Genomic DNA, 23,969 nt, shown 5'->3' with positions numbered 1-23,969 from the left:
AAACAAGCGAGGAGAGACAACGATGTCCCATCGCTGGGAGCGCGCACGACGCTCCGGCCGCGCGGTGGCGAGCCTGCTGGCCGCGGGCTTGCTGCTGGCGGCGTGCACCGGTCCGGCCGCCGAACCGAAGACGACCGCGCCCGCCGCCGCGCCGACGCCGTCCGGGCCGCTGAAGGTCTCGGTGATCACCCACGGCACCGCGGGCGACGCGTTCTGGAACGTGGTGAAGAACGGCGCCGAACAAGCGGGCAAGGACCTCGGCGTGCAGGTCGAATACACGTCCGACGGAGATCCGGGCGCGCAGGCGAAGCTGATCGACAACGCTGTCGCGCAGCAGACCGGCGGGCTCGTCGTGTCGATGGCCAACCCCGAAGCGCTGCGTCCGTCCATCGAGGCCGCGGTGCGCGCCGGGATCCCGGTGATCACCATCAACTCCGGCGAGGACAAGAGCGCGGCGTACGGCGCGCTTGCGCACGTCGGGCAGAACGAGTCGATCGCCGGGCAAGAAGCCGGGAAGAAGTTCAAAGAACTCGGCAAGCACAAGCTGCTGTGCGTGATCCACGAGGCCGGAAACGTCGGGCAGGCGCAACGCTGTGACGGCGCGAAGACCGGATTCGCCGGCACCGTGCAGACGCTGCAGGTGGACATCTCCAACCCGACCGACGCCGAGTCCCGCATCCGCGGCGCGGTCCAGACCGATTCGTCGATCGACGCGGTCCTCACGCTGAACTCGCAGGTCGCCGCGCGTGCGGTGAGCGCGATCAAGTCGGTGAACGCGAAGGCGCAGGTCGCCACGTTCGACCTCAACTCCGACGTGGTGGCCGCGATCAAGGCGGGCGACGTGCTCTTCGCGGTCGACCAGCAGCAGTACGAACAGGGCTATCTCCCGGTGCAGTTCCTGAAGCTCTACCGGGACAACGCGAACGTCGTCGGCGGCGGCAAACCGGTGCTCACCGGACCCGACCTGGTCGACAAATCCACAGTGGACAAGGTCGGCCAGTACGTGCAAAGGGGCACCCGATGACGACCCTCGACGAACGGCTGGAGAAGCCGCGGCTGACCGACCGATTGGTGCTCCGCCCGGAGATCGGCGCGCTGCTCGGCGCGGTCGTGGTCTTCGGCTTCTTCACCTTCGCGTCCGACAAGTTCTTCAGTGCCAGCGGCGCCGCGACCTGGCTGGACGACGCGGCGACGCTGGGCATCATGGCGGTGGCCGTGTCGCTGCTGATGGTCGGCGGCGAGTTCGACCTGTCCGCGGGCGTGATGACCGCGTCCACGTCGCTGGTCACCGCGATCCTCGCCACCCAAGCGGGCTGGAACGTGTGGCTCGCGCTGCTCGTCTCGTTGGTCTTCGCGCTGACGGTCGGCGCGTTCAACGGCTGGCTGGTCATGAAAACCGGGCTGCCGAGCTTCATCGTCACCCTCGGCACTTTCCTTGCCCTGCAAGGCTTGAACCTCGGCGTCACAAGGCTGGTGACCGGCACGGTGCAGGTCTCCGGCATGCGCTCGACCGACGGCTACGCGTCCGCCGGTTTCGTCTTCGCCTCCACTGTGGACATCGGCGGCACCCCGTTCCAGATCTCCATCGTCTGGTGGCTCGGCGCGATCGCGGTGGCCGCGTGGCTGCTGGTCCGGACGCGCTTCGGCAACTGGATCTTCGCGGTCGGCGGTTCCGCCACGAGCGCCCGCTCGGTCGGCGTTCCGGTGGTGCGCACGAAAATCCTGCTGTTCATGGGCACCGCGCTGGCCGGATGGCTCGTCGGTTCGATCAACATCCTGCGCTTCGCGAGCGTCCAGGCGAATCAGGGCATCGGGCTGGAATTCCAGTACATCATCGCCGCGGTGATCGGCGGCTGCCTGCTGACCGGCGGGTTCGGCTCGGCCGTCGGCGCGGCGATCGGCGCGCTGATCTTCGGCATGGCGCGCCAGGGCATCGTGTTCGCCGGCTGGGACAACGACTGGTTCATGCTGTTCCTCGGGATCATGCTGCTGGCGGCGGTCCTGGTCAACAACGCTCTGCGGCGGCGCGCGGAAAGGGTCCGGCGATGAACGCTCTCCTCGAAGTTCGCGAGATCGGCAAGCGCTACGGCAATGTGGTCGCGTTGCGTGAGGTGTCCACGGTCGTCAAGGCGGGCGAGGTCACGTGCGTGCTGGGCGACAACGGCGCGGGCAAGTCCACTTTGATCAAGATCCTCGCCGGAGTGCACCAGCACGACGAAGGCGAGTTCCTCGTCGAAGGCGCGCCGGTGCGGTTCGCCTCGCCCCGGGAAGCGCTTGACCGCGGAATAGCCACGGTGTACCAAGATCTCGCGGTAGTGCCGTTGATGAGCGTGTGGCGCAACTTCTTCCTCGGCTCCGAACCGACCGTCGGGTTCGGCCCGTTCCGGGCCCTGGACCGGCGCAAGGGCCGTGAGCTCACGAAGAAAGCCCTCGCCGATCTCGGCATCGACCTGCGCGACGTCGAACAGCCAGTCGGCACGCTGTCCGGCGGCGAACGGCAGTGCGTCGCGATCGCCCGCGCTATCCACTTCGGCGCGAAGGTGCTGATCCTGGACGAGCCGACGGCCGCGTTGGGCGTGAAGCAGGCCGGGGTGGTGCTGAAGTACGTGGCCCAGGCCCGCGACCGGGGCCTGGGCGTCGTCCTGATCACGCACAACCCGCACCACGCGTACCCGGTGGCGGACCGCTTCCTGCTCCTCAAACGCGGCACGGCGCTCGGGTCCTACGAAAAGGCGGAGATCGAACTGCCCGAGCTGACCCGGCAGATGGCTGGCGGCGCGGAACTGGATGCATTGGAACACGAGCTGCGGCAAGCCGAATAGCTACAAGACTTTCTCCAGCCAAGGCCGTACCAACGGCAGCACCGCGGCCGCCTGCATCGCGCTCATGTGGTCCAGCCCGTCAAGCACCTCGACGGTCCACCCCCGCGCCTCCAACTCGGCGCGCTCGCGCAGCAGCGGCCCGGCGATGTCGACGGTCACCCCGCCCCACCGTTCGCCGTACCCGATCCGGTCCTCCGAACCCGCGAAGCACAACCGCGCGCACGAGAGCTCGACTGCCCGGTCGTCGAAGTCCTGCAACGCCTCGTACAACGTCACGAACTGCTTCGTCTGCCCGATGGACAACGTGACGTCCACCGAATCCCAATCCCCCGGCTCGGCTTTGGTTTCGGCCGACGGACCGGCAAGCGCCATCTCGTGCGTCGCCCGGGTCACCGCGAGCATTGCCGCATACGGCCCGTCCAGCGGCGGATATCCGCCCATCACCAGCGCGTCCAGCCGATCCGTCCGCAACGCCAGCTGCAGCCCGGAAAGCGCCAGCCACGAGTACCCGTAGTACGAAAACCGCTCCGCCCCGACCGCGTCCGCCACGGCCAGGAAATCGGCCGCGACCACGTCCGGCGTCAGGTCGGCCGGATGCGCCATCCGGTGCCCCTGGTAGTCGAAGGCCGCTACCCGGAACCCGGCGAATCCCTCGATCAGCGAACGGCCCAGCTCCGGATCGGCGCCCCACTGCCGGGCCGCCTCGGCCTCCGGTCCTTCCGCGGGCCGGGGGTCGACCGGGAGCAGCAGCACCGGCCCGTCCCCGTGCACCTGCGCTTCGATCCGTGTTCCGTCGTGCAGAGTCGCTTCAGCCATCTCATCTCTTTACGTTGTAAAGTATCGCCGGACGCGAGGGTACTATACGACGTAAAGAGATGTCGAATCAGCTGGTGACGGCGGGCGACACGGCGTCGGAGACGAGCTTGCGCGGAGCCCCGGATCCGTCCGCGGGCACCGACCACACGGCGTTCTCGAGGCCGTAGAGGATCGTGTGATCGTCCTGCCAGAGCGCCTGGTCGTCAACGCTGCGGGTCTCGGCGAGCGCGGTCTCCCGCATCGTCTTGAGGTCGAGCACGGACAGCCGCCAGACGCCCTCGCCGATCTTCTTCTTGAACGCGATCCGCGTTTCGTCCGGCGACAACGACGGGCATTCCACGTTTTCCCGCAGCGCTTTGCCGCGGTACGTGTCGTAATCTCCTTCGATCAGGTAGGTCTTGCCCTTGGTGCCCAGCGTCGAGTAGAACCGCTTGCCGTCCTTGCTGAACGTGATGCCCCAGTAGTTGACGTCGGCGGAGAAGTACCGCTTCCCGTCCACCAGGACCGGCAGTTCCTCGATCGTCTTCTCCAGCTCGCCGTTGTCCAGCTGGTAGATCCCGGCACGCGTGGAAAACCCGGTAGCGGCATAGGAATCACCGGTGACGAACACCGTCCAGTACACCCGCTTGCCATCCGGCGAAACGCGCGCCCGGCTCGGGGTCCCCGGCAGGTAGTCCTTGTGCGTAGTGGCGAAATTGCGGTCGAGGATGCTGAAGTCGCTGACCGCGGGCAGCGTGCCGGGCCGCACCGCGAGGCACATCCCCGTCGACGCGGACACGGCGAACCGGTCGCACTTCAGATCGCTGAATTTCGGCGCGGCACCAGGATTCGCGAGCGGAACGACGCCGATGTTGCCCGTCTTCGTGCTGCGAAAGAACAACTGCCCGGACGCGAGCGAAAGGTGCTCGACCTTCGCGGGTTCAGCCGGGCTGGGCCGCGCGGCAACGGTGTAAACCACCGCGGCAGCCGCGAGCACCACAGTTCCGACGACAGCGAGAAGAACCTTTTTCATTTGCGCACCGGCCTTGCGAAAGCGGCGCCGAGCGCCACGACAGCGAGCGCTCCGGCCGCCACGAGGACCGCGGGCTGGAGATCCCACAACGTCCAGGCGAGTCCGAAGAGGACAGACGAAAGCATCCGAGCGGCAGCCTGTCCGGTTTGGACCACGGCCAAGCCGGTCGCCCGGAGATCGGCGGGCACCAACGGTCCGGCCGCAGCCATCAGGACCCCGTCGGTAGCCGCGTAGAACACGCCGTGCAGGCCCAAAGCGAGAGCCGCGAGCCAGAACCCGGACACCGGCCCGCACAACGCGATCAGCGCGGCGACCAGCGCGACGTGGCCGCCGAGGAACACCGGCCAGCGCCCGATCCGGTCGGCCAGCTTGCCCAGCGGGACCGCCAGCACCAGATACACCCCGGCGGTGCCGAGCGGCAGCAGCGGAAAGAACGTCGCCGCGACGTCCCAGCGCCGCTGAAGCACCAGGTACACAAAGGAATCGCCGAGCGTCACGAACCCGAGCAGCGCCGCCCACACCACCACGCGGCGGAAACCCCGCTCGCGCAGCAATCCGAACGCCGCCCGCACGGACACCGCGGCCCGGTCGGCGATTTCCTGCTTGTGGTCGCGAACGAACAGGAAGAGCAGCATCACCGCGATCGCCGCGATGCAGAAACTGGTGAAGAACACCGAGGTGTAGCTGCCGAGGCTCAGCGCCAGCACGGCCATCGCGACGAGCGGGCCGAGGAACGCGCCGACAGTGTCCATCGCGCGGTGCACGCCGAACGACCGGCCGAGCGTGTCGGGCTCGCTGGAAAGCGAGATCAACGCGTCGCGCGGGGCCGTGCGCAGCCCCTTGCCGGTGCGGTCGGCGGCGAGCACCACGCCGATCGCCGCGACCGACGAACCGGCCGCGACCAGGCCGAGCTTGCACACCGCGGACAAGCCGTAGCCGAACCCGGCGACCGCCTTGAGCCGCCGCCACCGGTCCGCCAGGTGCCCGCCGAGCACGCGGACCACGGCGGTGGCTCCCGCGTAAAGCCCGTCGAGCAGGCCGAACTGCAGCGGGTTCAGCCCGAGGCCGAGCACCAGATACAGCGGGAGCACCGCGGTCACCATCTCCGAGGAGATGTCGGTGACCAGGCTGACCGCGCCGAGTGCGACGACGTTCGCCGACACCCGGCGCAGGCCGGACTTGCGCTCGGTGCCCGCCGCGACGTCCGAACTACGGCTTGTCGCGATGTACATGACCGGCCCCTAGTTGTGGCAGGTGTAGGTCGGGCTGCTGTCCTGGACCTTGCCGTCGAGACCGATCAGCTGCTCGGAGAAGGTGTTGTCGGTCATCGTCAGCTTCAGCACGCCGAAGGTGTCCTTCAACAGCTTCGCCGTGGTCGGGTGCGCGGAGTGGACCGGGTACGGGTTCGCCCCGCCCATGCCGCCGATGATCTCGACCGGACCGTCCGGGTTCGCCTTGCCGCTCGCGTCCTGCTGGTTGAACCGCTCGTAGTGGTGGTCGTGGCCGTTGAGGATCAGGTCGACCTTGTTCTGCACGAACAGGTCCCACAGCTGCTTCGAACCGCGCTGGTCGCCGTGGTCGCCGGAGCTCCACCGCGGGTGGTGGTAGTACGCCGCGACGCAGCCCTTGGTGTTTTTCGCCAGATCCTGCTTGATCCAGTTCATCTGGTCGGTGTCTTTGAGCTCGCCGCCGTCCTTGTCGTCGACGAAGCCGTTGGAGTCGAGGGCGATGAAGTGCCAGTTGCCCATTTCCCAGCTGTAGTAACGCTTCCCGTTCGGGGTGGCGATCTTGCCGAAGTACTGCTCGTAGGCCTCGAACGGCTTGTTGTCGTCGTAGGTCTCGTGGTTGCCGGGGATCGGGTGCGTGATGCTCTTGAACTTGCCCCAGGTCTTGTCGTAGTAGTCCTTGAAGTTCTGCAGCGTCAGACCGGTGTCCTCGGCGTCGTACTGGTTGTCCCCCATGGTGATCACCGCGGCGGGGTTCATCGACTGGACGAGCTTCGCGGTCTTCGGGTGGATGCAGCTGGAGCTGCTGGCGGTGCACTGCTCGGCGATGTCGCCGGCCGCGGCGAGGACGAACGTGTTGCCGGCGGTCCCCGGCTTCGTGTGCACCTTGACCGCACTGCTGGCCGGCGAAGCGTTTCCGGCGGCATCCTTCGCCCGGACGGTGTAGGTGTAGTCGGTGTCCGGCGAAAGGCCGTTGTCGGTGTAGGACGTGCTCGTGCTGGTGGCGACGGACTTGCCGTCCCGCAGCACTTCGTACCCGCTGACGCCGACGTTGTCCGTCGCCGCGGCCCAGGTCAACCCGACACTGTTCGCACCGATCTCGCCCGCGGCGAGGTTCGACGGAGCAGTGGGCGCCTGCGTGTCACCGGACGAGTCCGGCGTGCCGTACGCCTGAAGCTCCCACAGCGAGTAGCCGTACTTCGTGGCTCGCTCGGTGCCGACGAAACGCAGGAACCGGCCGTGCCCGGACAACCCGGTGAGGTCGTCGGAGCCGCCGTCGCCGTTGGTGACCGTCGCGATCGGCTTGAAGTTTTCGCCGTCGTCGGAGATCTCGATGCGGTACTTCTTGGCGTAAGCCGCTTCCCAGTTCAGCTTCACCCGGTGGATCGTGGCGGCCTGCCCGAGATCGACGCGCAGCCACTGCGCGTCGGCGCTGACCGCACTGGCCCAGCGGGTCTTGAGATTCCCGTCGACGGCGTTCTCGCCGCTCAACGTGGACGTCTCGAGCGTGGACGTGCTGACGGGTTTTCCCTGCGACAGCAGCACATCGGCGGCAGCCGCGTGGGCGTCGCGCGCGGGCGAGACCGCGGCGGGCAGCAGCACCACCGCGGCCGCCGGCAAGGCGAACCGGGCGAGACTTCGGACACGGGACGAGGACACGTCGCACTCCTTCGGGCCGGACGGGAACAGGGCGGCGGCGTTACGGTTCTGCGGCGTCTCGTTGCGTTAAGAAAGTTTCCTAACTAAACCGCAGAGTAGCGGGCCCGGTTTCTCCCGACAAGCCCGGAACGGACGTGAAACGATCAAGACCGCCCGATCAGCGGAACACGGCCTCCCGGACCTCAAACCTCCAGCAGCCGCCGCACTTCCTGCACCGCGGCGCGCCCGGCCCGGTTCGCCCCCACCGTGCTGGCCGAAGGCCCGTACCCGACCAGATGCAGCCGAGGCTCCGCGACCACGCGAGTCCCGTCCATCCGGATCCCGCCGCCGGACGTCCGCAGGTGCAGCGGAGCCAGGTGGTCGATCGAGGCCCGGAACCCGGTCGCCCACAGGATCGTGTCCGCGGGCTCGAAACTGCCGTCCTCCCAGACGACCCCGTCGGGAACCAAGCGCGAGAACATCGGCCGCCGGTCGAGATAGCCCGCTTCCCGGCCCGCCAGGACCTGCGGCGTCACCGGCAGGTCCGTCACGCTCACCACGCTCTCCGGCGGCAGCCCGGCCCGCACCCGCTGGTCGACCTTCGCCACCGCCATCCGTCCCCAGTCCTCGCTGAACTCTTCCTCGCGCCAGACCGGCGGACGCCGCGTCACCCACACCGTCGAACGGGCGACCGGACCGATCTCCATCAGCAACTGCACCGCCGACGTCCCGCCGCCGACGACCACGACCCGCTGGCCGCGAAATTCCTCCGCGCCGCGGTAATCCGCCGTGTGCAGCTGCCGTCCGGCGAAGGTGCCGGGGTAGCGCGGCCAGAACGGCCGGTCCCAGGTCCCGGTCGCGCTGATCACCGCGCGCGCCGCCCACGTCTCCGCAGGCGATTCGACCACCAGCCGCTCCCCCGCGCGCCGCACCGCGGTCACGTCGACCGGACGGTGCACCGGCAAGTCATATGTCTTCTCGAAGCGCCCGAAGTACTCCGACACGGCCTCGCTCGCCGGACGCGCCGGATCCGGGGTCCCGAACGCCATCCCCGGCAGGTCGTGGATCCCGTGCACCTTCCCGACCACCAGCGACGGCCACCGGTACTGCCACGCCCCGCCCGCGCGTTTGCCGTGGTCGAGCACGACGAACCCGCGTTCGTTGGCGAATCCGGCCCGGCGCAGGTGATACGCCGCCGACAGTCCGGCCTGCCCGGCCCCGATCACCACGACGTCGGTCTCGTGATCCGCAGTGCTCATACAACGTTCAACAATTGACCGCGCCCGGTATTTCCGGCTCAGACCGCCACGCGGTTCCGGCCGCCGTCCTTCGCCCGGTACAGCGCGGCGTCGGCCGACCGCAGCACCTCGTCGAGCGTGGTGCCCGCCTGCGGATAACACGCGACCCCGACGGACACGGAGAGTCCGCTGATCCGCAGCGGACCTCCCACCGCGACGGTCAGCTCCCCCACCGCTACCCGCACCCGTTCGGCGATCCCGAGCACGTCCGTGTCGCCGGTCGCGGGCAGCAGGACCACGAATTCCTCGCCGCCGAACCGGCCGACGGTGTCGCTTTGCCGCACCGAAGCCTCGATCGCCACGGCGACCGCGGCCAGCACCTCGTCGCCGGTGAGGTGACCGTACGTGTCGTTGATGCGCTTGAAGTGGTCTAGATCGATCATCAGCACGGCGAACCCGCTGCCTGCCCCGCGCCGCCGGGCCCGGGTGAATTCGCTGGTCGCCAGTTCGTGCCAGCCCGCGGTGTTGAGCAGCCCGGTCTTCTCGTCGGTCACGACCGCCACCTGCAACTGCTGCTTCAGCAGCAGATAGCGGTGCAGCAACAGCAACGGCGGCAGCACGAACACCACCAGCACCGGCTGATGGACGAACGCCAGCGCAGCGAGCCCGCCGAGACACAGCGTCGCCAGCTCGAAGGCGTTGTCCTCCCAGGTGCCGATGAGGTCCGCGGGCGAGCGACTGTTCGTGTACAGGTAGATGCCCGTCGCCACGAGCACGACGTTCACCAGTTCAAAAACAGCTGCTGCCAGTACAAGCGCAAGGACGCCGTACGCGGTGTCGAGCCGTGCTTGATCCAGACCGCCGATGGTCAACACCGCAGACGCCGCGAAGCACGACAGCATCGCCCACGCGGTACTCGCCGCGAAGCGATGCGCGGGCCGCGTACGCACGTGTCGCCACACTCGCAGCCACAGATGCAGGTACAGCACCAACGCCAGCAACGCGACCCAAGCGGGCGGAAGCAAGAACGCGCCGGCGAGATACCAGACGGACGTGACGTTGATGTGCGTCTGGCCGCTCATCCACCGCCGCAGCCGCTCGATCCGCCGCGACATTTCGGCCTGCGCGATGCCGAGCCCGGCGAGCACGCCGAACGAACTGAACTGCACCGGCCCGCCGAACCCGGTCGCGAGGCCCGTCACCGTGAGCACCGCGGCGACGGCCTCGCACGCCATCGCGTAGCCGATCCATCGCCGCCGCGCGACCGCCCACATCGCCCAGCGCGGCGGCCAGCCTCGCCAGGCCGTCACCGCGCCGCGCACCCCGATGGGGACAGGTGCCTGCGTCACGGGCGCCCCCACGCGAAATTCGGCCTACGGAAGTTGCCCAGGGTAGCGGGTCCGCTCCGCAGCTAGCCGAACCGAGCGAAAACTCACCCCGCGAACTGCCCACCGGGCACGCTCTGGGTAGAGCGGGCGGGCAACCTCCGGGTCAGCGGCGGCGCAGCTTCCGCACGATGGCCAGCACGATCAGCAGCACGACCGCGCCCGCGGCCACCGGAGCCAGCCGCTTCGCGACGGACTGACCGGCGTAGTCGAGCAGGTCGATCGCCTCGGTCTCGCCGGTCGAACCGCCCGCCGGAACGCTCCGCAGATGCGGCTTCTCCTCGGCGACCGGCTCGGCCGCGGGCTTTTCGGCGGCGACCGGTTCGTCCGCGGCGGCGTGCTTCCCCTTGGCCGCGGGCACCTCAGCGGCTTTCTCTTCCGGAGCCGCTTCGGCCGGGGTCTCCAGCGACGCCGCGAGGTTCCCCGCGAAGGTGTCGAGGATCTTGCCGCCCACCTCGGAGATCAGGCCGCGGCCGAACTGCGCCGGACGTCCGGTGATCGCCAGGTCGGTGGCCACCGCGCCGTGCGTGCCGCCGTCGCGCTCGGTGAGCGTGAGGGTGACCGTCGCGGCCGCGGTGCCGCCGCCGCGGGAGTCCTTGCCGGACGCCTTGATGACGACCTTGCGCGCCGCCTCGTCCTTCTCCAGGAACTCGCCGGTTCCCTTGTACAGCAGCGAAATCGGCCCCAGCTTGACCTTCACCGTGCCCGCGAAGGTGTCCCCCTCCACCTTGGTGAGCGAGGCGCCCGGCATGCACGGGGCGACCCGCTCCGGGTCGATGACGGCCTGCCAGACCTCCCCGATCGGGGCGGGGACGGTGAATTCGTGGTCGAGCCGCACGGGCCGACCTCCTCTCCTGCACACTGCTTCGAGCCGTTGCCGTCCACCTTACGGCCGTCTCCCGGGGAGCGTTGTCGTGAAGGACTCCTTGGGGGAATCTGATTCCCCCAAGGAGTCCTTCACGGCCGGCCGGCTCAGGCGCCCACCGCCGCCGCGACGGCACGCCCGGTCAGCACCCGCGCGAGGTGCTGGCGGTATTCGACGTCGGAATTGCCGTCCGCGACCGGGTTGGTGCCCTCGGCCGCGTGCGCGGCGGCCGCCTTGATGGTTTCCGCGGTGGCCTGCGCGCCGAGCAACGCCTGCTCCACCCCGGTCGCCCGGACCGGGGTCGCGCCCATGTTCGTGAGCGCCACCCTGGCTTCCTCGATCACGCCGCCCTCGGTGCGCACGGTGGCCGCCACCGCGCACATCGACCAGGCTTGGGCGACCCGGTTGAATTTCTCGTAGTGCGCCCGCCAGCCGGTGTGCTTGGGCAGCCGCACCTCGACGAGCAGTTCGTCCGGGGCCAGTGCGGTGGTGAAGTAGTCCTGGAAGAACTCCGCCGCGGACACTGTGCGCCGCGCGTTCAGCCCGGCCAGCACCAGCTCGCCGTCCAGCGCGAGCACCGGAGCCAGCAGGTCGCCAGCCGGGTCCGCGTGCGCGATCGCACCGCCGAACGTGCCGCGGTGGCGCACCTGCGGATCCGCGACAGTGTCGGTCGCCTCCTTCACCAGCGCGGCGTGCTCGGCGATCAACGGATCGCGCTGGACGTCGTAGTGCGTCGTCATCGCACCGACCACGAGCGCGTCGCCGTCCTCGCGCACGCCGCGCATTTCGGCGATTTTCCCGAGGTCGACCAGCGTGGTCGGCGCGGCGAGCCGCATCCGCAGCACCGGCAGCAGGCTTTGCCCGCCCGCCAGCACCTTGGCGTCCTCGCCCGCCTCGGCGAGGGCCTGGACGGCTTCGTCCACCGTGGACGGAGCGACGTAGTCGAACGGAGCCGGAATCACTGGGCACCTCCGGAAGCGTCGATCGAACCGAGGCCGCCGCCGGCCTCGCCGCCGGGGCCACCGGCGTTCGCGGTGCCGTTGCGCACCGCGTTCCACACGCGCATCGGCGTGAGCGGCATTTCGATGTCGTTCACCCCGAACTGGCGCACCGCGTCGACCACCGCGTTGACCACGGCGGGCGTAGAGGCGATCGTGCCCGCCTCGCCGACGCCCTTGGCTCCCAACGGGTTCGTGGTCGACGGCGTCTCCGTGCGGTCCGTGGTGAACGACGGCAGGTCGGCCGCCGAGGGCAGCAGGTAGTCGGCGAACGTGCCCGTGGTGAGCGTGCCGCTCTCGTCGTGCACGGCCTCCTCGAACAACGCCTGCGCGATGCCCTGCGCGAGCCCGCCGTGCACCTGGCCTTCCACGATCAGCGGATTGACCACCTTGCCGACATCGTCCACGCAGACGTACGAACGCAGTTTCACCTGGCCCGTTTCAGTGTCCACTTCGGCCGCGCACAGGTGAGTGCCGTGCGGGAAGGAGAAGTTCTCCGGGTCGAAGGTGGCATCGGAATCGAGCGACGGTTCGACGCCGTCCGGCAGGTTGTGCGCGGCGAACACGGCGAGCGCGATGTCCTGGATCGTCGTCGACGAATCCGTGCCCTTCACGGTGAACTTGCCGCCGGAGAACTCGAGATCGTCCTCCGAACACTCCAGCAGATGCGCGGCGATCGGCTTCGCCTTCGCGACCACCTTCTCCGCCGCCTTGACGATCGCGATGCCGCCGACGACCAGCGAGCGCGAACCGTACGTGTCGAGGCCCTTGTGCGAGGACTGCGTGTCGCCGTGCAGCACCTCGACGTCCTCGAAGGACACCCCGAGCTGGTCGGCCACGATCTGGCTCCACGCCGTCTCGTGCCCCTGGCCGTGCGCCGACGCACCCGTCGTGACCTCGACCTTGCCGGTCGGCAGCATCCGCAGCGACGCGTACTCCCAGCCGCCGGCACCGTAGTCGAGCGAACCCAGCACCCGCGACGGCGCGAGCCCGCACATCTCGGTGAACGTCGAGATCCCGATGCCGAGCTGCACCGGATCGTTCGCCTCGCGGCGTTCCTTCTGCTCGCGGCGCAGCGCGTCGTAGCCGAAGAGCTCCTTCGCCTTCTCGGTCGCGGCCTCGTAGTTGCCGGAGTCGTAGGTGAGCCCGCAGACCGTGGTGAACGGGAATTCCTCGTGCTTGATCCAGTTCTTCTCGCGCAGCTCCACCGGGTCCATGCCCAGCTCGTCGGCCAGCTCGTCCATGATCCGCTCGATCGCGAACGTCGCTTCCGGACGGCCCGCTCCGCGGTAGGCGTCGGTGAGCGTGGTCGTGGTGAACACGTTGGTGCAGGCGAAGTGGTAGGCCGGGATCTTGTAGATCGCGTTGAACATGAACGCGCCGAGGATCGGCACGCCCGGCCCGACCAGGCCGTTGTACGCGCCGAGGTTGGCGAGCAGTTCGACCTTGAGCCCGGTGACCGTGCCGTCGGCCTTCGCCGAGATCGTGATGTCCTGGATCTGGTCGCGGCCGTGGTGCGCGGCGAGCATCGTCTCGGACCGGGATTCGTTCCACTTCACCGGCTTGCCGAGCTTGTTCGCGACGAGCACGGTCATCATTTCCTCGGGCAGCACGCCGATCTTGCCGCCGAACCCGCCGCCGACGTCCGGCGCGATCACGCGCAGCTTGTGCTCCGGGATGCCCAGCGTCAGCGCGGACATCACGCGCAGAATGTGCGGCACCTGGGTGGCCGACCACATGGTGAGCTGAGCGCCGGTCGGATCGACCACGCACGCGCGCGGCTCCATGAACGCGGGCACGAGCCGCTGCTGACGGAACCGCCGCTTCAGCACCACCTCCGAAGAGGACAGTGCCTCCTCGACATTGCCACCGGTTCCGGCCTCGGCCGAATCGAACACCCAGAAGGCGTTCTTGTTGCTGCCCAGCTCCTCGTGCACCAGCGGCGCGTCTTCGGCGAGCGCTGCTTCCAGGTCAAGCACCGGCGGCAGGTCTTCGTACTCGACCTCGATCGCCTCGAGCGCGTCATGCGCCTCCGCCGCCGACCGCGCGACCACCACCGCCACGCCCTCGCCAGCGAAATTCACCCGATCCGATGCCAGCACTGGACGCCGCGGCGCAGCCATGTCCGGCGTGATCGGCCACGCACAAGGCATGCCGATCGCCCCCTCGGGATCAAGATCTGCAGCGGTATAGACGGCAACGACTCCCGCGGATTCCTTCGCCGCGGACGTGTCGATCGAAACGATCTTCGCGTGCGCCAGCGGACTCCGCAGCACCGCGAGATGCAGCATCCCCGGCAACGCGATGTTGTCCGTCCACCGGGTACGCCCGGTGATCAGCCGCTCGTCTTCCTTGCGGCGCCGGGACTTTCCTACCTCAGGCTCGATCGTGGCAGTCATCATTCACCCCCCACGCCGACGTGGTTGGCTTGGTCGATCTTCTCGGCTTCCGGCCCCGCGCCAGGACTCATGTGCTTCGCGGCGTCGCGCACCGCCTTCACGATGTTCTGGTAACCGGTGCAGCGGCAAAGATTGCCCTCGAGCCCCTCGCGGACGGCCTGCTCGTCCGGGTCCGGGTTGTCCGCCAGCAGGTCGATGGACTGCATGATCATGCCCGGCGTGCAGAACCCGCACTGCAGCGCGTGATTGTCGTGGAAAGCTTGCTGGACCGGGTGCAGCTGACCGTCGCGGGCCAGCCCCTCGACAGTCGTGACCTCGCTTCCGTCGGCCTGCACGGCGAGGACGGAACAGGATTTCACGCTGTGCCCGTCGAGATGAACGGTGCACGCGCCGCAGTTGCTGGTGTCGCACCCGACGACGGTGCCCACCTTCCCGACGCGTTCCCGTAAGTAGTGGACGAGCAGGGTGCGCGGCTCGACGTCATCGGTGTATTTCGTGCCGTCGACAGTGACGGTGATGCGCATCAAAGGCCTCCAAGTGCAAATGCCCGCCAGCCCCGGCGGAGGCGGCGGGCCGGTTCGGGAACGGCCAAGGCACGATCGTGATCGGCCTCACAGGGGAGCGTGCTACGCCTTTCGCGCGCGGACAAGTCCTGATGTCGCACGTCGCCATGGCGGTTCCGCAGATGCGGGTTAGCGGTTGACTTTGAGGCGCAGATGCGTGAAGCCGGACGGGTGATTTTTCGGTGGGCGGATCTTCCCGAGGGGCCGCGGTTTCGGGTCGGGGGTTCACCGGGTTTCGTTGCTGGACGGGGTTTTTCTCGCGGATTGCGCTGGCCGGGCGGGTCGTTGCGGCTGGCTGGGCATGGCTGTCCGGGCTTGGCCACCTGGGTCTCGGCCGACGGGATCTCGGCGACGGGGTCTCGGGCAGTCCGGTCTCGGGCTGGACGGTTCGGGCTGGACGGTTCGGGCAGCCCGGTCTCGGCCAGCCCCGGTCTCAGACTGGACAGTTCGGCCAGCCGGGTCTCGGCCAGCCGGGTCTCGGACTGGACGGTTCGGCCAGCCCCGGTCTCGGACTGGACAGTTCGGCCTGGGGCCGCGCTTCCGGCCGGCTGTGGCCCCAGGGTGCCAGCCGCGGTCCCGGCGAGCCAGCCGCGGTTCCAGCGCAGCAGCTGCCGAGTCCTCGCAGGCCCCGCCGCGTTGTCTGGATGCCTCGGCCCCGCACTTGCCGCGTCGGCATTGTGCGCAGCGCCGTCACGCACCGGACTCCTGCCCGGGCAGCAACCGGACGCCCAGCGCTGCCAGGCACCAAATTCCCGGCCAAGCAGCACCTAGCCGAGCCGTCCGGATTTCCAGGTCAGCTCCGTGCCCGCCCAGCCCTCACAACGCCGCCGGTCCCCGGAGCCAGTCCGCGCGCTGCTCAGCTCCGCCAACCGTCCAGACCCAGGCCGCACCGATGAAACTCCCCGGATTTCCCACCCGCGTCAGCCACCAAGCCCGGCCCGCAAACGCTTGCCACGGCTCTCAGCTCAGCAATCCGGTCAGCTGTGAATCCGCCCGCTCAACGCCGCCAGCCGCCGCCCAGTGCCGCTCCAGCGCAGAGCGATGATCTCCGCCGCGATCGACACGGCTGTCTCCTCCGGCGTGCGCGCGCCGAGGTCGAGGCCGATCGGCGACGACAGGCGTTCCAGTTCGCCCTCGGTGATCCCCGCCTCGCGAAGCCGCGCGAACCGGTCGTCGTGCGTCTTGCGGGAACCCATCGCGCCGACGTACCCGACGTCAAGCCGCAGCGCGACCTCCAGCAGCGGCACGTCGAACTTCGGATCGTGCGTGAGGACCGCGATCGCCGTCCGCGCGTCGATCCGGCCCGCATCGGCCTCAGCCTTCAGATAGCGATGCGGCCAGTCGACGACCACGTCGTGCGCCTCCGGGAACCGGCTGCTGGTCGCGAACACCGGACGCGCGTCGCAGACCGTCACCTGGTACCCGAGATAAGCACCCATCCGTGCCATTGCGGCGGCGAAATCGATGGCCCCGAACACCAGCAGTCGCGGCGGCGGCTCGAAGGAATTCACGAAAACAGCCATGCCCTCGCCGCGACGCTGCCCGTCCGGTCCGTAGTGGAGCGTCCCGGTGCGTCCAGCGGCGAGAAGCCCGCGCGCGTCGTCGGCGACCGCGTCGTCCATCCGGGACGAGCCAAGGGACCCCTCGACCCGATCCGGCCACACAATCATGTGCTCGCCGACCAGCCCGGGCGTCTCGTGCTCCACGATCGTGACGACCGCGACCGGCTCGCCGCTGCGCACCGACTCGACGACGCGCTCCAGCTCCGGCATCGATTCGCGGTCCACCGGCTCGACGTAGATGTCGATGATCCCGCCGCAGGTCAGCCCGACCGCGAACGCGTCGTCGTCACTGACGCCATAGCGCTGCAAAACCGGCTTCCGCTCGGCGACGACTTCGTTGGCCAGCTCGTAGACCGCGCCTTCGACACAGCCGCCGGACACGCTCCCGACGACCGTGCCGTCCGGCGCGACCATCATCGACGCGCCCGGTGCCCGCGGCGCCGACGAAAACGTGGCCACCACAGTGCCGAGCCCGACCGTTTCGCCCGCCTGCCAGCGGCGGTACACGTCGTCCAGTACGTCACGCATCGGCAATCTCCCCGAGGAGTCGTTCCAACGTCGCCAAGCTGTGCCCGGCCAGCAACCGGTCGATGTGCGGCAGGGCGGCCACGATGCCGGATTGGACCGGAGCATAACCCTCGTGCCCTGCGTGCGGATTCACCCAGAATACGGTGTGCGCGAGACGGCGCAGCCTGCCGAGTTGCTCGGCCAGCAAGCTGACATCGCCGCGCTCCCACCCGTCGGAGAACACGGTGACTACCGCGCGTCGCGCGAACCCGCGTTGGCCCCACCGGTCGAGAAATACGCGCAGCGTCTCGCCAAGCCGCGTCCCACCAGCGAAATCGGGCACCGCGGTGCCGGCGGCGAGCATTGCCTGCTCCGGATCGCGCTGCCGGAGTTGACGGGACACTCGCGTCATCCGAGTACCCAGCGTAAACACCTCGACCGACATCGGCGCGGCCCGCGCGACAACGTGCGCGAACCGCAGCAACGCGTCGGCATACGGGCTCATGGAACCGGAAACGTCGATCAGCAAGACGACTTTCCGCGCCCGCGTCCCCCGCCGATGATGCGCCAGCCGAACAGGCTCGCCACCGGACGCGAGCATCGCCCGCAAAGTCCGCGCCGGATCCAGCGCACCACGATGCGCAGGCGTCCGCCGCGCCGCCCGCCGCCGAGGCAGCACAGGACGCAGCGTCGCGAGCAACTCCCGCAAGTGCGCCCGCTCGGCTTTGGTCAACTCGGCGAGATCGCGATGCCGAAGAACCTCATGATCACTGGCCGCGACCCGAAGCGTGTCGTGCGATTCCTCGGTGCTGTCCCCGTCGCCTGCCGCCGCGACAAGCGGAGCGATCCGGGCCTGCTTCCGCACCGGAGTCCCCGACGTCGCCTTCGGACTGTCATCGCCTTCAAACCACCGCGCGAAGGCTTCCTCGTAGCGAGGCAGGTCGTCGGGATCGGAGCAGAGCGTCAACCGCCCGACCCAGTACAGCTGCGTCGGCCGGGCGACATCGACCTTCTCCACCGCCGACAGGTAAGCCTGCACCCGCCGCGCGTCACAAGCGACGCCCGCCTCGCGCAATGCCGCCGCGAACCCCGCATAGCCAGCAAGCGGGTCAGCGACTTCGGTGTTCATGCCCCCCATTGTGACCCCAACACCGGAAACCGCGCCGCGACAGCCGATCCCGCCCGCCCGTCACACACTCCGACTGCGATCGGTTTAACTGGCCTTGGCCACGGCTGTCCGACCGCAGGCTGCGGGTTGCCTGTAGCGAGCTTGGCGCGCAGAGATTCTTGGGCGAGTTTTCGGCCGTGCGGACTTGCTGGGGCGGGTTCTTGAGCGCGCGAAGGTGCCGGCTTGAGCTGCTCCAGCTCGCCAGTGTTCCTCCGCATCGCCATTCCAGTGTGAACCGCGTCGGCCTCGCAGATGTTCCGGCTCGCTCCAACTCACCGCTCCGCACGCCCCGTACACCGCTCCATCCAGCTGAACCGTCGCCAGCCCGATTCCGCCCGCGCCAAAACCCGCGGATGTCCCGCACCCGTTGGCCAAGCCCATGCCGCGCCAAGGCTTCCCGGCACGTCCGCCAGCCAGCCAAACCCGAGCCGCGCTTCCGGGCATTTCGTTCAGCTCAGCCAGCCGCCTAGCGAAGCTCCCAAGGCCCACCACACCGCCCATCGCGTCGGCGAAGGGCGGCCGCGCACGCCGTCCCGCCTCCGGGACAGCGTGCGCGAACCGTGGTTGCGCGCAGCGGCCAGCCTCGGTAGCGCAAGGCGGGCGCGCGGAACCTTCAGGAAAGAACGGGAACTCAGCGGACGGCCAGGAGGGCAGTCCGGGCGAAGTCGGTCACGAGCCCTCCTTCCGGCACAGTCGCAGTCACAAGATCAGGCACAAGATCAATGAAGTCGGCGAAGTCATCCAGTGATGCTTCAAGCATGCCCGATCCCGCACCCCGCCGCAACGGAATTACCCGACCGTCCACATTAGACACATACTCAAGAGAACAACGTGTCCAGCTTCGCCCGCACCCGGTCGAGATCCTCGCTGTATTTGAGCACCGCGCCGAGGGTCCGCGCAGCCGTCGCGGCGTCCAGTTCGTCGCGCTGGAGCGCGAGCAAAGCCCTTGCCCAGTCGAGAGATTCGGCGACACCCGGCGGCTTGAGAAGGTCCATCGCCCGCAGCCGGTGCACCGCGTCGGCGATCTGCCGGGCGAGCGTCTCGCCGATCCCGGGCAGCCGGCGGCGCAGGATGCTGATCTCCCGAGCCAGGTCCGGATGCTCGAGCCAGTGGTAGAGGCACCGGCGCTTGAGCGCGTCGTGCACCTCGCGAGTCCGGTTGGACGTCAGCACGACCAGCGGCGGCTGCTCCGCACGCACCTCGCCGTACTCCGGGATCGTGACGGTGTACTCGTCCAGCAACTGCAGCAGGAACGCCTCGAACTCGTCGTCAGCACGATCGATCTCGTCCACCAGCAGCACGCACGGTGTCGTGGTGAGCGCCTGCAGCAGCGGTCGCGCAAGCAGGAAACGCTCCGTGTACAGCGAACGCTCGGCAGTTTCCGCGTCGAGCCGTCCGCCGTCTGCCGCTTCGAGAGCGCGCAGGTGCAACAGCTGACGGGGAAAGTCCCACTCGTAGAGCGCCTGCGCGGCATCGATGCCCTCGTGACACTGAAGCCGCACCAGCGGCCACTTCAGCGCCTCGGACAGGGCAAGCGCCAGCGAGGTCTTTCCGGTGCCCGGCTCGCCTTCGCAGAAGAGCGGACGCTGCATCTGCGTCGCGAGAAATCCCGCGGTGGCCAGTCCCTCGTCGGCGAGGTAACCGGTGGTGTCGAGGGCGGCCGCGAGCGCGTCGGGCGAGGCGAGGGACTCTGTCACGCCCCCGATCGTAGATCCGAGACCGCCAAGTTCGCCGTTCACCGCAGCACGGAGCCGTTGCGCGGAGGAATCTCATCCGGATCCAGCGACGCACACTTCGGTGGCCAGACGAGCTCCGCCAGCGATCCAGGGCAGCCTGGTCGCTCGTCCCAGCACCTTTCAGCGCCGCTCCGCACCAGGCCCGGCCAGATCCCCAGGCCGATCGACATCGCTGCCGCTCCCGAGGTCACCGCACTCGACAAGCCGCACGTCAACCCGCCCGCGCAACCAGTCCCGCGCCCCGTGGTCCCCATGCGCCGAACTCGCGATCTCGCCCCACCAACGCCGTCCGAACAGCACCGGATGTCCGGGAACTCCCTGGTACGCAGCCCGGACGACGACGTCCTCGGAAGCCTCTCCGACTATCCGCGCGAGCGCCGCGGCCGGCACCCACGGCAGGTCCACCAGGTGCACGAGCACTGACACCGCCCGCTCCCCCGCCAACGATTCGAGCCCGGCCTTCAGCGACTCGCCCATCCCGTCCTGCCATCGAGCCGCGGGCACCGCAGCGACGTCCGGCGGCAACAGTTCCCGGACCTGCTCAGCCGACGCGCCGACCACCACCCGCACCGAGGCGCATCCGGCCTCGGCCAGGCTCCGGACCGCCCGCTGGACCAGCGGCTCCCCGTCGTACTCGACCAGCGCTTTGGGCCCGCCGAATCGCCGCCCCGCCCCGGCGGCGAGCAGCAATCCGGCAACTGGTTCCGGCATCCGCGCTCCTCAGCCCTGGATCGCTCGCCCGGGCGCGACCGCGGCGAGTTCTGCCGAGATGGCCGCCGCGGTCTCGAGCAACGGCGGAACGAACTGGGTCCGGACGGTCTCGACCGGCGTCCGGCTCGCGTGCGTCGAGATGTTCACCGCGGCGACCGCGCGCCCCGCCCGGTTGCGGATCGGCGCGGCGACCGAGCGCAGGCCTTCTTCGAGCTCCTGGTCGACCATCGCCCAGCCCTGTTCCCGGACCTTGGCCAGCTCGGCTTCGAGCGCCGTGCGGTGGGTGAGCGTGTGCGGAGTCAACCGGTCGAGGTCGGCGACGATGAAGTAGGCGTTGAGTTCGGTCCGGTCCATGTCGGCGAGCAGCACGTGCCCCATCGACGTGGCGTGCGCGGGGAACCGTGTGCCGACGTTGATGCTCACTGTCATGATCCGCGACACCGCGACGCGCGCGACGTACACGATGTCGGCGATCTCCAGCACCGACACCGAACTCGACTCGTGCACCTCCGCCGACAGCCGCTCCAGGTGCGGTTGCGCGATCTCGGCCAGGCTGAGGCTGGACAGATACGCGTAGCCGAGTTCCAGCACTCGCGCGGTGAGCGAGAAGTACTTGCCGTCGGTGCGGACATAGCCGAGGTCCACGAGCGTCAGCAGGAACCGGCGCGCGGCCGCACGGGTCAGCCCGGTGACGCGTGCGACGTCGCTGAGCGTCGGATGCGGGGCCTCGGCGCTGAACGCCTTGATCACCGCCAGTCCGCGTTCCAGCGACTGCACGTGGTGCGCACCGCGTTCGGCCTGGTCGTCGGATTCCATGCCGCGAACCCTATCCGGCCGGCGGCTGGGCGGTGGGTTCTCCCAGCTCCGCGAGGACGCGCTGGGCGATCCCGATCGCCGTGTTCGCCGCAGGCACTCCCGCGTACACGCCGGTGTGCAGCAAGACCTCGCGGATCTCGTCCGCGGTGAGCCCGTTGCGCACCGCGGCGCGGACGTGCATCGCCAGTTCGTCGTGGCAGTGCAGCGCGGTGAGCGCGGCCAGCGTGATGCAGCTGCGAGTCCGCCGGTCGAGGCCGTCGCGCGTCCATACCGAACCCCAAGCCGCTTCGGTGATGTACTCCTGGAACGGCTTGCTGAACTCGGTGGTCCGCGCGACCGCCCGGTCGACGTGTTCGTCGCCGAGCACCTCGCGGCGCACCCGCATGCCCGCCTCGTAGCGGTCTCCGGTCACTGGTCCTCCGTGATCCGTTCGAGGATCAGCCGGGTGAATTCATCCGGCTGCTCGTAGCTGCCCAGGTGCGCGGCGGAGGCGACGACCTCGAGCCGGGCGCCGGGGATCCCGTCCGCGATGACCCGCCCGTGCGGCTCGGCGGGCGTCGACGGGTCGTCGGCGCCCGCGATCACCAGCGTCGGGACGGAGATCTTCGGCAGATCGCCGGTGAGGTCCATCCGCTCGATCACCTCGCAGCATCCGGCGTATCCCTCGTCGGGCTGGCCCGCGACCATCTCGCGCAGGTACGCGATCTGGTCCGGATGCGCCTGCGCGTAGCCCGGCGTGACCCAGCGCCCGACGCTGGCTTCCGCGACCGCCCCCGTGCCCTCGGCTCGTACGAGACGCGCGCGATCGGCCCACATCTCGGGCGGCCCGAGCAGCGCTGACGTGCAGCACAGCGTGAGGCTCGACAACCGCTCGGCGGCGTGCGCGCCGAGCCACATCCCGGTCATCCCGCCGAGCGACAGGCCGACGAAATGCGCGCGCTCCACACCGAGGTCGTCGAGCAGCCCCAGCACGTCGCCGCCCAGATCGGCCAGGTCGTACGGCCCCGGCGGCACCGGCGACGACCCGTGGCCGCGCGTGTCGTACCGGACCACCCGGAACCCGCGTTCGGTCAACGGCGCGACCTGCGGCTCCCACATCCGGTGGTCGCTGCCGATCGAGTTGGAGAACACCACCACCGGCCCCGCCGCCGGGCCTTCGACGACCCGGTGCACCCGGACACTGCTCACGCTTGAACCTCCACAATGGACACGGCCGGTCAGACCGCGAAGAACACCGTCTCGCCTTCGCCTTGCAAACGTACGTCGAACCGGTAGCCGTCACCGTCCTTCTTGGCCAGCAACGTGTCCCGCCGTTCCACGGGAACGCTCGCCAGCACGGCGTCGCCCGCGTTGTCCTGGTCCTCGAAGTAAATGCGCGTGACAACCCGGTTCAGCAGCCCGCGAGCGAACACCGACACGTCGATGTGCCGCGCCTGCGGAGCCCCGGACGCGTCCGGCACGACCCCGGGCAGCAGCGTCAGAATCCGGTACTGGCCTTGGTCGTCGGTGGGACACCGGCCGAATCCGCGGAACGGATCGGCGGGCTTGCCGCGCGGATCGTCGGGGTGGTCGAACCCGCCGTCCGGATCGGCCTGCCACGTCTCGATCATCGCGTCGGGAACCGGGTTGCCCGCGCCGTCGTACACCCCGCCGCGGATCCACACCGCGCCTTCGGTGCCTTCCGGAACCACGAACGGCCCGTCGTCCCACGGCAGCCCGATGGACAGGTACGGCCCGACGGTCTGCGAAGGCGTGCCTTCCAGCCTCACTCGTCCTCCTCCTCGTCCTCGAACACCGACTGTTCCCGCCCGCGCACCACGATGTCGAACTGGAACGCCAGCGCCCATTCCTCTTCGGTGCGGTCGAGGTCGAACCGGGAGATCATCCGCTGCCGCGCCTTCTCGTCCGGAATGGAGTTGAAGATCGGATCCTGCGAGAACAGCGGGTCGTCCGGGAAGTACATCTGCGTGACGAGCCGCTGGGTGAACGCCGTACCGAACACTGAGAAGTGGATGTGCGCCGGACGCCAGGCGTTGTCGTGGTTCTTCCACGGGTACGCACCAGGCTTGATGGTGGTGAACTCGTAGCGGCCGTCGTCGTCGGTCAGCGTGCGGCCGAGCCCGTCGAAGTTCGGGTCGAGCGGGGACGGCCAGCGGTCGCCGGTGTGCCGGTAGCGGCCCCCCGCGTTGGCCTGCCAGATCTCCACGAGCGAGTTGCGGATCGGCCGTCCGTCGCCGTCGAGAAGCCTGCCGGTGACGATGATCCGCTGCCCTTGCGGCTCGCCCGCGTGCTGGCGGGTGAGGTCGTTGTCGAACTCGCCGAGCCGCCCCGGGCCGAGCAGCGGACCGGTGACCTCGGTGAGCATCTGCGGCAGCAGGACCAGCGGCTGCGTCGGATGCCGCAGCGCGGTGGAACGGTATGGCGCGTAGTCGAGCGGCGGGTGGGTGCCGTCCGGATCAGGCCGGTACTGCGGCAGGCGCCGGTCGGTCGGTGTGGCCACGATGCCT

The 23,969-nt window shown here is 69.1% G+C and carries 22 protein-coding genes; 3 read left to right on the top strand and 19 right to left on the bottom strand.

All coding sequences use genetic code 11. The features are described 5' to 3' along the window. Positions 1 to 22 precede the first annotated feature (22 nt). Genes H4281_RS37450 through H4281_RS37440 form a run of 3 tightly spaced genes read left to right on the top strand, consistent with a single transcriptional unit; the run spans position 23 to position 2,822 of the window. Positions 23 to 1,024 (top strand): sugar ABC transporter substrate-binding protein, encoded by a 1,002-nt coding sequence (locus tag H4281_RS37450; protein WP_182895594.1) that lies wholly within the window; start codon positions 23 to 25, stop codon positions 1,022 to 1,024. Next, entirely contained in the window at positions 1,021 to 2,049 is a 1,029-nt protein-coding gene (locus H4281_RS37445; RefSeq protein WP_182895593.1) for an ABC transporter permease, read from the top strand. Before H4281_RS37450 ends, H4281_RS37445 begins: the two co-directional genes overlap by 4 nt. Beyond that, on the top strand, positions 2,046 to 2,822 hold the full coding sequence (locus H4281_RS37440) for an ATP-binding cassette domain-containing protein (protein WP_182895592.1): 777 nt from the start codon (positions 2,046 to 2,048) through the stop codon (positions 2,820 to 2,822). Before H4281_RS37445 ends, H4281_RS37440 begins: the two co-directional genes overlap by 4 nt. Here the strand turns inward: H4281_RS37440 and H4281_RS37435 are convergent, their stop codons facing one another. The 19 genes from H4281_RS37435 to pcaH form a co-directional block, all read right to left on the bottom strand. Beyond that, on the bottom strand, positions 2,823 to 3,638 hold the full coding sequence (locus H4281_RS37435; RefSeq protein ID WP_182895591.1) for an alpha/beta fold hydrolase: 816 nt from the start codon (positions 3,636 to 3,638) through the stop codon (positions 2,823 to 2,825). A gap of 67 nt (positions 3,639 to 3,705) precedes the next feature. Next, positions 3,706 to 4,650 carry a TolB-like translocation protein gene (locus H4281_RS37430; protein WP_182895590.1) on the bottom strand — a complete coding sequence of 315 codons (945 nt, stop codon included), beginning with the start codon at positions 4,648 to 4,650 and terminating at the stop codon, positions 3,706 to 3,708. After that, a complete protein-coding gene (locus H4281_RS37425) occupies positions 4,647 to 5,882 on the bottom strand; it encodes an MFS transporter (protein WP_182895589.1) in 1,236 nt (411 codons plus the stop codon). Before H4281_RS37425 ends, H4281_RS37430 begins: the two co-directional genes overlap by 4 nt. 9 nt (positions 5,883 to 5,891) lie before the next feature. Further along, positions 5,892 to 7,535, bottom strand: coding sequence for a discoidin domain-containing protein (locus tag H4281_RS37420; RefSeq protein ID WP_312872252.1), 1,644 nt, complete (start codon positions 7,533 to 7,535; stop codon positions 5,892 to 5,894). A 182-nt stretch (positions 7,536 to 7,717) separates the two neighbouring features. Further along, entirely contained in the window at positions 7,718 to 8,773 is a 1,056-nt protein-coding gene (locus H4281_RS37415; protein ID WP_182895588.1) for an NAD(P)-binding domain-containing protein, read from the bottom strand. Positions 8,774 to 8,811: 38 nt separating this feature from the next. Then, complete coding sequence (locus H4281_RS37410; protein WP_182895706.1) at positions 8,812 to 10,026, bottom strand: GGDEF domain-containing protein; 1,215 nt, start codon at positions 10,024 to 10,026, stop codon at positions 8,812 to 8,814. A 217-nt stretch (positions 10,027 to 10,243) separates the two neighbouring features. Then, a complete protein-coding gene (locus H4281_RS37405; protein WP_182895587.1) occupies positions 10,244 to 10,975 on the bottom strand; it encodes an SRPBCC family protein in 732 nt (243 codons plus the stop codon). Positions 10,976 to 11,109: 134 nt separating this feature from the next. After that, positions 11,110 to 11,964: an FAD binding domain-containing protein gene (locus H4281_RS37400; RefSeq protein WP_182895586.1), complete on the bottom strand. Its 855-nt coding sequence runs from the start codon at positions 11,962 to 11,964 to the stop codon at positions 11,110 to 11,112. Next, the gene (locus H4281_RS37395) at positions 11,961 to 14,399 is read right to left on the bottom strand and encodes a xanthine dehydrogenase family protein molybdopterin-binding subunit (RefSeq protein WP_182895585.1); all 2,439 of its coding nucleotides are present in this window, start codon (positions 14,397 to 14,399) and stop codon (positions 11,961 to 11,963) included. The genes H4281_RS37400 and H4281_RS37395 overlap by 4 nt, the downstream gene beginning before the upstream one ends. Continuing rightward, positions 14,399 to 14,923: a (2Fe-2S)-binding protein gene (locus H4281_RS37390; protein ID WP_182895584.1), complete on the bottom strand. Its 525-nt coding sequence runs from the start codon at positions 14,921 to 14,923 to the stop codon at positions 14,399 to 14,401. The genes H4281_RS37395 and H4281_RS37390 overlap by 1 nt, the downstream gene beginning before the upstream one ends. Positions 14,924 to 15,939: 1,016 nt before the next feature. After that, on the bottom strand, positions 15,940 to 17,052 hold the full coding sequence (locus tag H4281_RS37385; RefSeq protein WP_037810189.1) for an XdhC family protein: 1,113 nt from the start codon (positions 17,050 to 17,052) through the stop codon (positions 15,940 to 15,942). After that, on the bottom strand, positions 17,045 to 18,160 hold the full coding sequence (locus H4281_RS37380) for a vWA domain-containing protein (protein ID WP_182895583.1): 1,116 nt from the start codon (positions 18,158 to 18,160) through the stop codon (positions 17,045 to 17,047). Before H4281_RS37380 ends, H4281_RS37385 begins: the two co-directional genes overlap by 8 nt. Positions 18,161 to 19,017: 857 nt before the next feature. Then, entirely contained in the window at positions 19,018 to 19,896 is an 879-nt protein-coding gene (locus H4281_RS37375; RefSeq protein ID WP_051172312.1) for an AAA family ATPase, read from the bottom strand. Between the two features lie 159 nt (positions 19,897 to 20,055). Beyond that, a complete protein-coding gene (locus H4281_RS37370) occupies positions 20,056 to 20,646 on the bottom strand; it encodes a nucleotidyltransferase family protein (protein WP_182895582.1) in 591 nt (196 codons plus the stop codon). A 9-nt stretch (positions 20,647 to 20,655) separates the two neighbouring features. After that, a complete protein-coding gene (locus H4281_RS37365; protein ID WP_182895581.1) occupies positions 20,656 to 21,462 on the bottom strand; it encodes an IclR family transcriptional regulator domain-containing protein in 807 nt (268 codons plus the stop codon). 10 nt (positions 21,463 to 21,472) lie between these two features. Beyond that, positions 21,473 to 21,874: a 4-carboxymuconolactone decarboxylase gene (gene pcaC / locus H4281_RS37360; RefSeq protein ID WP_009074285.1), complete on the bottom strand. Its 402-nt coding sequence runs from the start codon at positions 21,872 to 21,874 to the stop codon at positions 21,473 to 21,475. After that, complete coding sequence (gene pcaD / locus H4281_RS37355) at positions 21,871 to 22,650, bottom strand: 3-oxoadipate enol-lactonase (RefSeq protein WP_182895580.1); 780 nt, start codon at positions 22,648 to 22,650, stop codon at positions 21,871 to 21,873. The genes pcaC and pcaD overlap by 4 nt, the downstream gene beginning before the upstream one ends. A 29-nt stretch (positions 22,651 to 22,679) precedes the next feature. Then, entirely contained in the window at positions 22,680 to 23,231 is a 552-nt protein-coding gene (gene pcaG, locus H4281_RS37350) for a protocatechuate 3,4-dioxygenase subunit alpha (protein ID WP_182895579.1), read from the bottom strand. Continuing rightward, positions 23,228 to 23,962 (bottom strand): protocatechuate 3,4-dioxygenase subunit beta, encoded by a 735-nt coding sequence (gene pcaH / locus H4281_RS37345; RefSeq protein ID WP_182895578.1) that lies wholly within the window; start codon positions 23,960 to 23,962, stop codon positions 23,228 to 23,230. The genes pcaG and pcaH overlap by 4 nt, the downstream gene beginning before the upstream one ends. Positions 23,963 to 23,969 lie beyond the last annotated feature (7 nt).

It is taken from the genome of Amycolatopsis dendrobii (assembly GCF_014145675.1).
Lineage (GTDB): Bacteria > Actinomycetota > Actinomycetes > Mycobacteriales > Pseudonocardiaceae > Amycolatopsis > Amycolatopsis dendrobii.
This window is presented reverse-complemented; position numbering and strand designations above follow the sequence as displayed.

Bases quoted from the DNA above. Each gene is read 5' to 3' on its own strand.
- H4281_RS37450 (WP_182895594.1), top strand. From the start codon at position 23: ATGTCCCATCGCTGGGAGCGCGCACGACGCTCCGGCCGCGCGGTGGCG.
- H4281_RS37445 (WP_182895593.1), top strand. From the start codon at position 1,021: ATGACGACCCTCGACGAACGGCTGGAGAAGCCGCGGCTGACCGACCGA.
- H4281_RS37440 (WP_182895592.1), top strand. From the start codon at position 2,046: ATGAACGCTCTCCTCGAAGTTCGCGAGATCGGCAAGCGCTACGGCAAT.
- H4281_RS37435 (WP_182895591.1), bottom strand. From the start codon at position 3,638: ATGGCTGAAGCGACTCTGCACGACGGAACACGGATCGAAGCGCAGGTG.
- H4281_RS37430 (WP_182895590.1), bottom strand. From the start codon at position 4,650: ATGAAAAAGGTTCTTCTCGCTGTCGTCGGAACTGTGGTGCTCGCGGCT.
- H4281_RS37425 (WP_182895589.1), bottom strand. From the start codon at position 5,882: ATGTACATCGCGACAAGCCGTAGTTCGGACGTCGCGGCGGGCACCGAG.
- H4281_RS37415 (WP_182895588.1), bottom strand. From the start codon at position 8,773: ATGAGCACTGCGGATCACGAGACCGACGTCGTGGTGATCGGGGCCGGG.
- H4281_RS37410 (WP_182895706.1), bottom strand. From the start codon at position 10,026: ATGTGGGCGGTCGCGCGGCGGCGATGGATCGGCTACGCGATGGCGTGC.
- H4281_RS37395 (WP_182895585.1), bottom strand. From the start codon at position 14,399: ATGACTGCCACGATCGAGCCTGAGGTAGGAAAGTCCCGGCGCCGCAAG.
- H4281_RS37390 (WP_182895584.1), bottom strand. From the start codon at position 14,923: ATGCGCATCACCGTCACTGTCGACGGCACGAAATACACCGATGACGTC.
- H4281_RS37385 (WP_037810189.1), bottom strand. From the start codon at position 17,052: ATGCGTGACGTACTGGACGACGTGTACCGCCGCTGGCAGGCGGGCGAA.
- H4281_RS37380 (WP_182895583.1), bottom strand. From the start codon at position 18,160: ATGAACACCGAAGTCGCTGACCCGCTTGCTGGCTATGCGGGGTTCGCG.
- H4281_RS37370 (WP_182895582.1), bottom strand. From the start codon at position 20,646: ATGCCGGAACCAGTTGCCGGATTGCTGCTCGCCGCCGGGGCGGGGCGG.
- H4281_RS37365 (WP_182895581.1), bottom strand. From the start codon at position 21,462: ATGGAATCCGACGACCAGGCCGAACGCGGTGCGCACCACGTGCAGTCG.